Origin of the sequence: Acinetobacter sp. ANC 4973 (assembly GCF_002135275.1) — a bacterium.
GTDB classification, from domain to species: domain Bacteria; phylum Pseudomonadota; class Gammaproteobacteria; order Pseudomonadales; family Moraxellaceae; genus Acinetobacter; species Acinetobacter kyonggiensis.
In genome coordinates, this window is the sequence record NZ_NEGM01000016.1 from 24153 (window position 1) to 35204 (window position 11052).

Annotated in this window: 9 protein-coding genes; all 9 read right to left on the reverse strand. The window is 37.3% G+C overall.

Annotated features, from left to right (window positions below; genetic code table 11):
• Positions 1 to 143: 143 nt before the first annotated feature.
• Entirely contained in the window at positions 144 to 2006 is a 1863-nt protein-coding gene (locus tag B9T30_RS14325) for a polysaccharide biosynthesis protein (RefSeq protein ID WP_086185600.1), read from the reverse strand.
• Positions 2007 to 2070: 64 nt separating this feature from the next.
• Positions 2071 to 3240, reverse strand: coding sequence for a DegT/DnrJ/EryC1/StrS family aminotransferase (locus tag B9T30_RS14330; RefSeq protein ID WP_086185601.1), 1170 nt, complete (start codon positions 3238 to 3240; stop codon positions 2071 to 2073).
• 29 nt (positions 3241 to 3269) lie between these two features.
• On the reverse strand, positions 3270 to 3920 hold the full coding sequence (locus B9T30_RS14335) for an acetyltransferase (protein WP_086185602.1): 651 nt from the start codon (positions 3918 to 3920) through the stop codon (positions 3270 to 3272).
• Positions 3917 to 4528 (reverse strand): sugar transferase, encoded by a 612-nt coding sequence (locus B9T30_RS14340; RefSeq protein ID WP_086185603.1) that lies wholly within the window; start codon positions 4526 to 4528, stop codon positions 3917 to 3919. Before B9T30_RS14340 ends, B9T30_RS14335 begins: the two co-directional genes overlap by 4 nt.
• A complete protein-coding gene (locus B9T30_RS14345; RefSeq protein ID WP_086185604.1) occupies positions 4529 to 5671 on the reverse strand; it encodes a glycosyltransferase family 4 protein in 1143 nt (380 codons plus the stop codon). It abuts the gene before it with no gap.
• 590 nt (positions 5672 to 6261) lie between these two features.
• Complete coding sequence (locus B9T30_RS14350; RefSeq protein ID WP_086185605.1) at positions 6262 to 7329, reverse strand: glycosyltransferase; 1068 nt, start codon at positions 7327 to 7329, stop codon at positions 6262 to 6264.
• Between the two features lie 5 nt (positions 7330 to 7334).
• Complete coding sequence (locus B9T30_RS14355; RefSeq protein WP_086185606.1) at positions 7335 to 8537, reverse strand: oligosaccharide flippase family protein; 1203 nt, start codon at positions 8535 to 8537, stop codon at positions 7335 to 7337.
• 6 nt (positions 8538 to 8543) lie between these two features.
• Entirely contained in the window at positions 8544 to 9563 is a 1020-nt protein-coding gene (locus B9T30_RS14360; protein ID WP_086185607.1) for an NAD-dependent epimerase/dehydratase family protein, read from the reverse strand.
• Positions 9564 to 9590: 27 nt separating this feature from the next.
• Positions 9591 to 10868 carry a Vi polysaccharide biosynthesis UDP-N-acetylglucosamine C-6 dehydrogenase TviB gene (tviB, locus tag B9T30_RS14365; protein ID WP_086185608.1) on the reverse strand — a complete coding sequence of 426 codons (1278 nt, stop codon included), beginning with the start codon at positions 10866 to 10868 and terminating at the stop codon, positions 9591 to 9593.
• Between the last annotated feature and the right edge of the window lie 184 nt (positions 10869 to 11052).

Below are 11052 nucleotides of genomic sequence, written 5' to 3' on the forward strand. Positions count from 1 at the left end.
CTAATATTATTGGCTAATCATTAATTAATGATTATAAAACTATATATTGTAGCTATTAACATAAATCGTGCACATTATAATAGCTACAAAAAATAAAGTCTCGATTTTTTAATTTTTTTGTCATTTAATAAAAATTAAACAACTTAATTATTTGAATTTAGATGGGGTTTATAACCATCGACATATTTAATCAATATGCTTAATAATTCAGATATCTGATTGTCATTTACATATAATTTTAAATCATTAAATATATTAAATATTTCATTATAACTGTAGAATATTTCGTATGATTTTAAAATTCTCTGATGCTCAGTTTGCTCTACATTTTCCAAATCAATCAACAACTCTTCATATAGCTTTTCACCCGGTCTTAAGCCCGTAAACTGAATTTCAATATCGCCATGACCTTTCTCATCCATCGGTTTAAAGCCACTCAAACGAATCATTTGTTTGGCTAAATCGACAATTTTTACTGGTTCACCCATATCCAACAAAAAGACGTCACCACCTGTCCCCATTGCACCTGCTTGAATCACCAGCTGTGCTGCTTCAGGAATGGTCATAAAATAACGTGTCACATCTGGGTGCGTGACGGTAACAGGTCCACCTGCTGCAATCTGCTTTTTAAACAGTGGAACGACTGAACCTGAAGAACCCAATACATTACCAAAACGTACAATACTAATCTGTGTTTTCGGATTCGTTGAAGCTAAAGCTTGGCAATATAACTCAGCCATGCGCTTTGATGCACCCATGACATTGGTTGGACGCACTGCTTTATCGGTCGAAATTAAAACAAAAGTTTCAACCCCTTGATTTACTGCTGCATCGACACTTCTTGCCGTACCAATCGAGGTATTATAAATCCCTTCAAATGGATTGGCTTCGACCAAAGGTACATGCTTATAGGCCGCTGCATGGTAAACCGTTTGTACTTGATACTCTGCAATCACACGCTCTAGTTTGGCTTGATTCGTCACTGAGCCAAGAACGGGAACAATCTGCACAGCTGAATTTTGTAATTCACGGTCAATCGAATACAGCGCAAACTCAGACATCTCAAATAATACTAAAATTTTTGGCTGATGCTTGACAATCTGACGGCACAACTCAGAGCCAATAGAACCCCCTGCTCCAGTGACCATCACGACTTTGTCTTTAATATTTTTTTCTAAAAGCTCTGCCTTTGGCGGTACAGGGTCACGACCAAGTAAGTCAATAATATCCACTTCACGGATATCCGAGACTTTGACTTGGCCATCAACCAGTTGGGTCACACCCGGCAATTCCATAATTCTAACGTCGGCCAGCTCAAAGGATTCTATTATTTCTTTTTTTCTTGCTCGGCCTACAGATGGCATGGCCAATAAAATTTCTTCAATCTGAAATTTGCCTAATTTATTTGAGATACGTTTGGGTGAATAAATATTTAAACCACTTAATGATTGCCCTTGCAGTGATGCTTTATCATCAATAAAACACACCGGCAAATAATCATCTGATCGAAATAAAGCGGCTGCAATTTGTTGACCTGCAAGGCCCGCCCCATAGATCGCAACCCGTTTACGGTTTTGTTTTTTTGCAAAAGTTTTAAGCGTGGCATAACGAATCACCGCGCGACTCCACCACATCCATGAAAACAGCATAAAGCCATACATGAGTGGAATACTCATCGGAATAAAAGCCAAATCTAGCTTTTTAATGGCATATAAACCCACAATTTGGATAAATGTCGCGATGGAGATCCGCAGTAAATAATCTTCATTAAATGAACGAACAATCGCACTATAAATGCCAAGCAAGGCAAATATTAAAACACCAAACATTCCGACATAGAGATACCAAAAATCAAGCCCTTGCATTACAGGCACATTAGGCTTTGCCAAACGTATGGCATACACCAACCACATGATTAAAGGTAAGACACAGACATCCATCGCCACGAAAACAAGTTGTTTTTGACGACGTGGCAAAGATGCTAAATATCGAATAATGTCTTTCACTAAAAGCTCTAAATTGGAGAAACGTCAGAACACGCAATGGCGCAGATTATACGTCAATTTCACTTTAAATTTTTGCGATTACAGCGTGAATAGCAGCAATGGTTTTCTGCATACTCTGTTCCGATAAGGTTGGATGCACCAAGAACATCAAACTACTTTCACCAAGTTTTTTGGCATTTTCCAAACGTGTTTCAGGGCGCCAAGGCGTATGATCAAATGCGTGTTCTAAATATACTTCTGAACATGAACCACTAAGGCATGGCACACCTGATGCATTAATGTCCTGCATAATGCGATCACGTGACCAACCTTCTGGCAATTTTTCAATATTCACTTGAACATAACATTTATAACATGCATGCACATAATCATTTGACGGGCGGTGCACGGTAAAATAAGGACTATTTTCAAACGCATTTAAAATAACATCGCTATGATTCGTACGCTTTTTTGTCCATTCTGGCATTTTGGTCAACTGAATACGCCCAATCACCGCCTGCATTTCCATCATGCGCCAATTGGTCCCAAAGGAATCATGTAGCCAACGGAATCCCGGTGGGTGTTGTTTGTTATAGATACTGTCAAAATTTTTACCATGGTCTTTATATGACCACATTTTTTTCCAAAGAGACTCATCATTGGTCGTGACCATACCGCCTTCACCACCCGTGGTCATAATTTTATCCTGACAAAATGACCATGCGGCAATATGACCCATTGAGCCTGCAAGTTTCCCTTTATATTGGGCACCATGTGCTTGCGCACAGTCTTCTATGACATAAAGACCTTTATCGCAAGCCAATTGCATGATTGGATCCATGTCACACATCCAACCTGCCAAATGCACACAAATAATCGCTTTTGTATTAGGCGTTAACACCGCTTGAATCGTTTGCGCTGAAATATTCTGTGAATCGAGTTCTACATCAGCAAAAACTGGGTTTGCCCCTGCTGTCACAATTGAACTGGCTGAAGCCAAGAAGGTACGCGAGGTGACAATCACATCATCCCCCTCACCAATCCCTAATGCTTTTAATGCGACATCTAAAGCAACCGTGCCATTGGCTAACGCTACTGCATATTGAGTACCTGCGAACTGTGCAAATTCTTTTTCGAATTCACGGCATTCTTGCCCTGTCCAATAATTCACTTTATTCGATAGTAAAACTTTAGCTACAGCATCCGCCTCAAATTGGGTAAAGCTTGGCCATGGTTCAAATGCAGTGTTTAGCATGATTCATTCCTAATTTTTTAAATATGAAACTATTTTTTCTGTAAAATTCTTGCGGGGTTCCCCACCACAGTCACACCCGCAGGTACACTTTTCGTTACCACAGCACCCATACCCACGATAGCCCCTTTACCAATGACTAAAGGTTTGTCTGGTGTGCCTTGTTTAATCACAGCACCTGCCCCAATGTAAGCATGGTCTTCAATATGAATATTACCATTGCATTTTACCGCTGGAGCAAAGGTCACATAGTCACCAATAATGCAATCATGTGCGACATAGCTATAAATATTGGCGTGAAAAAATTTACCAATCTTAATATTGGAAGTCAGACAGCTAAAAGGACAGAGTAAACTCCCTTCCCCAATTTCCACTTCATCTAATACAATAGTGTTTGCTGCTTGTATCGCCAAATGCTGAATACCATCTTGATCTAAGCGAATCACCAATTTTTCACGCACACGACTATTTGCAATCGCAATCGTCACTGCTTTATGTTGGGCTGAATGTGAGACAAAATCTGCATAACTTAAAACCGGATAACCATTTAAAGTGCTTCCTGCTTGTCCATCATCAATAAATACAAATTGTGCTTGAAGAAGTGTTGGATATTGCTGTCGTACTAAAGGCATCACCTCTTTACCAAAGCCACTTGCACCGTATACACCAATATAAATTGTCACTTTTTAGTGTCCTTCTTTTCTGTGCCTGTAAAACGGGTCATGGTGGCCTCGCCTTCCGCGCTGATATGATCTTTTGCGAGAACTTTATGCACGGTTTTAAACATGATTTTAAAATCTAAAAGAGTAGATTGATGCTCTACATACCATGTATCGAGTTTAAACTTTTCTTCCCAGCCAATCGCATTGCGTCCATTGACTTGAGCATGTCCTGTCATACCCGGACGTACATTATGCCGTTTCGCTTGTTCTTCATTATACAGTGGCAAATATTCTGTCAGCAGTGGACGAGGTCCAACAATACTCATGTCCCCTTTAATTACATTCCAAAGTTCAGGCATTTCATCCAAGCTGGTTGAACGTAACATTTTACCGAATGCTGTTAAACGCTCGCTGTCAGGAAGTGGCTGACCATTGGCATCGACCGCATCCTTCATGGTGCGAAACTTAATCATTTCAAACGGTTTACCATGCAAACCCGGACGAACTTGGCGGAATAAAACAGGAGAACCTAAATTTTTCTTCACTTTATAAGCAACAAAAGCATATAACGGTGCAAGCAGAATGAGCGCGGTGGATGCAATAATGATATCCAAGAGTCGTTTCAACATTTATAACAATCCCATTTCCGTCATCATATGTTTATTCACTTGATGAACATCATATTTATTTAAGGCGATCTCTCGTGAACGTTTGCCCATTTGTATCGCTAACTCTGGCTGTTCAATAAATTTCGGCATGGCTACCACTAAATCTTGAACCGATTTAACCTCTACTAAAAATCCATTATCACCATCTACCACGGTTTCACGACAACCTGGTGCATCTGTAGTGATGACAGCCCGCCCCATTGCCATTGCTTCTAATACCGTTCGTGGTGTGCCTTCACGGTAAGAAGGCAATACGTATACTGAACTTGCAGCAATAGCGGGTCGAACATCTGAAAGTTTACCCCAATATTTAAGCGTTCCGGTATTTACCCATGCATCTAATTCCAATTGAGTAATAGCCGCCGGATTGTCATCAATCCATCCGACCAAGTTAAATTGAATGTCAGGATGATTTTTTTTAATGATTGCCGCTGCTTCGGCATATTCACGTACACCTTTATCCCCTAATAGACGAGCAATTAACAAGAAGGAAATTGCAACTTGGTTCTGACTATTGAGTGGCAAAGGCATCACAGCAAAATCAGAGACATTGACTCCAGAGCCATTCACAACAACCGCAGGAATATTCGACTGCAAGAGTTTTAATGCTCGGAATAAAGCAAGATCGTCTGGATTTTGAAAAAAAGTTTTAGAACAATGCGACAGTGCTTGCTGGTATAAACCATGAACTAACTTTTGAAAAATACTACGCGTGCTATCTTTATCTACATTTTGAAAGGCATAGCCTAAACCGGTAATTAATGCAAAACGTTTAGGTACTTTTGCTAGCCAAGCGGCTAAAGTGCCGTATATGACGGGCTTAATGGTATAGCACAATACGCAATCTGGTTTTATTTTATGAATCAGTTTATACAGCGCAAATAGTGTGGACAAATCTGTAACTGGGTTTGTACCCGTGCGCTGCATAGGAACGCTATAAACCTGATAGCCTAAACCCAGTAATTTTTGATATTCATCTGAAAAAGCGGGCAAATCTGGCGCAATAATATGAATTTCATAACCTTGCTGATGAATTGCCTCTAAAAGTTTTCCACGAAAATTTAAAACTGAAGGAAGGTAACTGCTCACCATTAAAAATTTCATTTGAATCACTGGCTCCGTTACCGTATCAATTTAAATTTTCTATGCATTAAAATGAATAGCATTGATGCTAAAACACTTCAAAACAAAGTCAGTATAAATGATTGAATCTGAAATATTGCATTTAAAGATATACAGAGATCTATAGATAACTCACAAAATGAGTAACACTTGCTGTATTTTTGCACTCACATTTGTTGATCTTTCATGAGCTTTATTGCATCAACATTGAAAAGATAAAATATTCCAAGATCCATAAGTTCAGGGCACAACTTTGGTCTGTGGTCTGCCTCATTCAGTAGATTTGTTGAGTAGAACAATTCGTGCATATACTTGGTTAACTTGGCTCTGCAACTTTCTTGAGGTGAATTTCTCACCTGAGCAGCATTGCTTCGTAAGATTTAATCCAATACCTCTTTTTTCGACCGATTCCGTCAAACTAAATATTTAGATTTCCTCTATCGATTAAAGCGCGATTGTATTGCGACCAGTTAATAGCACGATAAATTTAGGTATAGGCTTATTGATAAGAAAATTATATTGTTGAATCAATATTCAAGGCTAGTTTGATACAACAACGCCCTTAAAACTTATTACTTAACTTGACCCTGATAAAGGTTCAACCATTTTTCTAAAATAAATTTCCAATCAAAACTATTTGCTTCCGGATATCTCATTATATTTTCCTGATGGTTCAAAACATTCAGGATCATTTTAGAAATAGCCTCAGGTTGTCCGACATCCACTAAATTTGAGTTCAGTAATTCCATTGCACCATCTGTTTTTGTCGCTACAATTCTTTTTTGACACAGCATCGCTTCCAATATTGCTATACCAAAACCTTCCCATGCCGATGCAGATACAAACAAGTCACATGCATTCAAAAGTTGTGGAATATCCTCTCTAATGCCTAAAAATTTTACATTTTTTTCAAGACCTAAATGAATTGCGAGATTTTCAATCTCATTTCTCTTTGGGCCATCTCCCACGATGATTAAAATAGTATTTTTTTGCTCTTCTCGAATAATTTTAAATGCTTTTAATAAAGTAGGATAATCCTTAGGCGTGTCAATTCGGCCTATTGTTAAAATAACTTGCAAATTATCATCAAAACCCAAGCTCTTTCGAACATCAGCTCTTATATTCTCATCAAATTTATATTTATTGCTTTCTATACCATTATGAACAGTAATCATTTTTTTATTTTTAACAGCTCCAGCTTGCATTAAAGCTTTAGCTGCATTATCACTGACATTTGTATGCACATTACATAGGTTTTCAGTCAATCGATACATTGCCATACGTAAACGCCCACCCTCATAGTTTGAGTGTGAGCTACAGATGATACGAATATTTTTTCTCAACATTTTTACAAATCTTGCCATCATATTGGCATGAAACATATGTGAATGAATAACATCGGGTTGTATCTTATCAACCAGTTTAATCACAGTATTTAATGCTTTAACAATTGATAAATGATGATTAAGTGATACTTTATATATATTAATTTCTTTATTTTTAGGTCTTCTGACGATTTCACCGAAAAAGTAAACAATATTGACGTCTTGTCCTGACTCGTACAACTTATCTGCAAGTTCACAAACAACTTTCTCAGCTCCTCCCATACCTAAGCCAGTAATGAATAACATGATTTTCATTTTATTTACTCTTTAAGACGAAATAATACAACCAGCAGAGAAAGAACACATTGCACAAAATAACTGACAATTAAAGTATAAATACCACCAATAATTCCATATTCAGGAATACATAAATATGAAACCAATACACTAAAAATTAACACGATAGAAAATAAATAAACCTGTTGTTTAATAAACCCTATGGCTGTTAGCGTATAACCCAGAACAGTCGCCAAATAAAGTATAAAACCAGCCACCATAGTCAATACAAACGCATCTGCATAAGCTACATATTGCGCACCATAAACGAGGTTAAGTACAAACTCTCCCATGAAATAGCTGAGGAATATAGCGATTAGACCCAACCCACCAGCAACAAGCAAAGCCATAGATAAAAGCTTTTTAAAATATGCTCTATTATGATTCCATGCATGCGTTAAACGAGGACTAAGATACTGGCAAATAGAATTAATAAATATACTGCCGACAATAATGAAATAGCTGAGAACGGTAAAAATCCCCACAGCCTCAATACTTGCATACTGATCTAAAAATAAACGAGGAATATTACTTTGCAAAGTAACGATCCCCAATGAAATCCCCATAGGAATAGCAGACTTCATAATTCCTAAATCTAAACTCATTTTTTTTATTTCTTGAGTTTTCTGAATATACACATTATCGATGAATAACCAAACTATAAGATAAACAAATAAAAATAAAATTAATGCGGTATAAAAATCAAATAAATATAAACCTACTGCAACAACTAAAACAGAAAGCGTCCCTTTTAAAAATAAAGATTTACTAATTAATTTAGTTTGATCATGTGCATTATAATACGCATAAATAATATCGGAATAAGATTCAAAAAACTTTAATAGTCCAACCAAAATCAATACTGAAATAGAAACATTAAAAAATAAACCTAAAATCAAACAGCAAGCTAATGCAATAAATGCACAAATTAAACGTAAATAATAAAAATTTGTATAGGTGTATTTCTGCTCACTATTTACATCTAATATATAAAGAGGACGTAATTGAAGGTTTCCAACAGCAAAAATAGGCGTGACGATTGCTAACGCCAATGCATATTGTCCCAAGTTTTCTTGATTCGTCATACGAGCAAAAAAAATCAAAATAACCCATTGAGAAAAGGCAAAAACAAAATTACCACCCATAAGCCATTTTGCTTTTTTCAACAACAGTAATATATCTTTCATTTTTAATTAGACAAATTTAATGTACCAAGGCATCGCAATATTAATCCCTTGATTGATATTAAACTCAGGTTCATAGTCTAAAAATTGTTCAATTTTAGCAATACTTGCTTGTGAATGACGAACATCACCCGCACGGAATTCACGATAAACTGGTTTTTTATTATAAGTTACACCATTTTCATTCAATGCTGCCTGAAGTGCATTAAATAAATCATTTAAAGTGGTACGGTCACCTACCGCAACATTATAAACTTGATTTTTTGCTGTCTCATTTGCGGTTGCGGCTAAAATATTGGCTTGAACCGTGTTCTCAATGAAACAAAAATCACGACTGGTTTCACCATCACCATTAATAAATACCTCATCACCGGCAATCATTGCAGCTGTCCATTTGGGAATCACCGCAGCATAGGCACCATTGGGATCTTGTCGCTTTCCAAAGACATTAAAATAACGCAAACCAATGGTTTTAAAAGCATATGTACGGGCAAAAACATCTGCATAGAGCTCATTGACATACTTGGTTACTGCATAGGGTGACAATGGATTACCAATATTTTCTTCAACTTTCGGTAAAGCAGGGTGATCCCCATACGTTGAACTACTGGCTGCATAGGTAAAACTTGAGACTTTAGCATCGCGTGCCGCAGTCAACATGTTTAAGAAACCCGTAATATTGGTTGCATTGGTGGTGATAGGATCGGCAATTGAACGCGGTACAGAGCCTAAAGCTGCTTGATGTAATACATAGTCCACATCCATACAGGCTTTTTGACAATCTTCAAAATTACGAATGTCGCCTTCAATAAAAGAAAAATTACGCCATTGCGCAGGACTGACCAAAGTTTGAACTTCATCCAAATTATATTGATGCCCTGTCGCAAAGTTATCTAAACCTACGACTTTTTGATCAAGCTTTAACAAGGTTTCTAATAAATTTGAGCCAATAAAACCAGCCACACCAGTGACCAACCACATTTTAGGTGCTTGTTTTAATTGTGTGCAAACGGTTTGATATTGGCTCATGTTATGTATTCCTTACAAAGTTCGTGATTAAAGACGAATGTCAGATTCAGATTGATCAAGTACATATTTCAAGTCATATAAAACATGGGCTTTTTTGCCTAAAGCGCGAATCTCTGTTGCCCCCATGACTTTAAATTGCTCATGCGCAACCGCTAAAATGACAGCATCATAAGTATCTTGATTGACTGTTTGTACAGGTGTAATCGCATATTCATGCACCGCTTCTTCAGTGTCTACCCAAGGATCATAAACATCGACATCCATATGGTATTCATTCAACTCATTCACAATATCAATAATTTTAGTATTACGAATATCAGGACAGTTTTCTTTAAAGCTCAAACCAAGGACCAATACTTTCGCCCCCTGAACCTGAATCTTTTTCTGAATCATTGCTTTGACAAGCTGAGTGACCACATAAGCACCCATTGAATCATTTAAGCGACGTCCGGCTAAAATAATTTCTGGATGATAACCAATTGACTGTGCTTTATGGGTTAAATAATACGGGTCAACACCAATACAATGCCCACCGACAAGCCCCGGACGGAAAGGTAAGAAATTCCATTTCGTCCCTGCTGCTTGCAATACCGCTTCGGTATCAATACCCATCTTGTTGAAAATAATCGCCAGCTCATTAATTAAGGCAATATTGACGTCGCGCTGCGTGTTTTCAATCACTTTTGCCGCTTCAGCTACTTTAATACTCGATGCTTTATGTGTGCCTGCTTCAATGACCAAGTTATATACTTGATCGACAAATTCGGCAACTTCAGGGGTAGAACCTGAGGTGATTTTTAAAATATTGGTGACACGGTGTAATTTATCACCTGGATTAATCCGTTCAGGACTATAACCTGCAAAGAAGTCTTGGTTAAATTTCAGCCCAGAAACTTGCTCTAATACTGGAATACAGGTTTCTTCTGTTGCCCCAGGGTATACCGTTGATTCATAAACGACGACGTCACCCGCTTTAAGCACCTGCCCAATACTGTTTGAGGCTTTGACTAAGGGCGATAAATCGGGTTGTTTGAACTCATCAATAGGCGTCGGAACAGTCACAATAAAGAAATTACATTCTTTTAAATCTTCTAAATTTGCTGAATAGCTCAATTGACTGGCTTGAGCCAATTCTTCTTTTGACACTTCTAAGGTATGATCCTGCCCACTTTTGAGTTCATCAATCCGTTTTTGATGAATATCAAAACCAACTACGGGTACTTTTTTACCGAACTCTACCGCTAAAGGAAGTCCGACATAACCCAATCCAATAATTGCAATTTTTAGTTCCGCGAGTTGTAACATGTTACAGCCTTATCTTGTTTATTTATGTCTATAAATCAGTAGGCTTAACGCCAAGTTATAATATAGCAGAAAAAATATATTTATACTTATTCAAAATAAAAACATTTTAAAATTCTGCATTAATTATAGAAAAATAAAGCATTAAATTATAAAAACAACAAGACATATAATATAATTAAACATT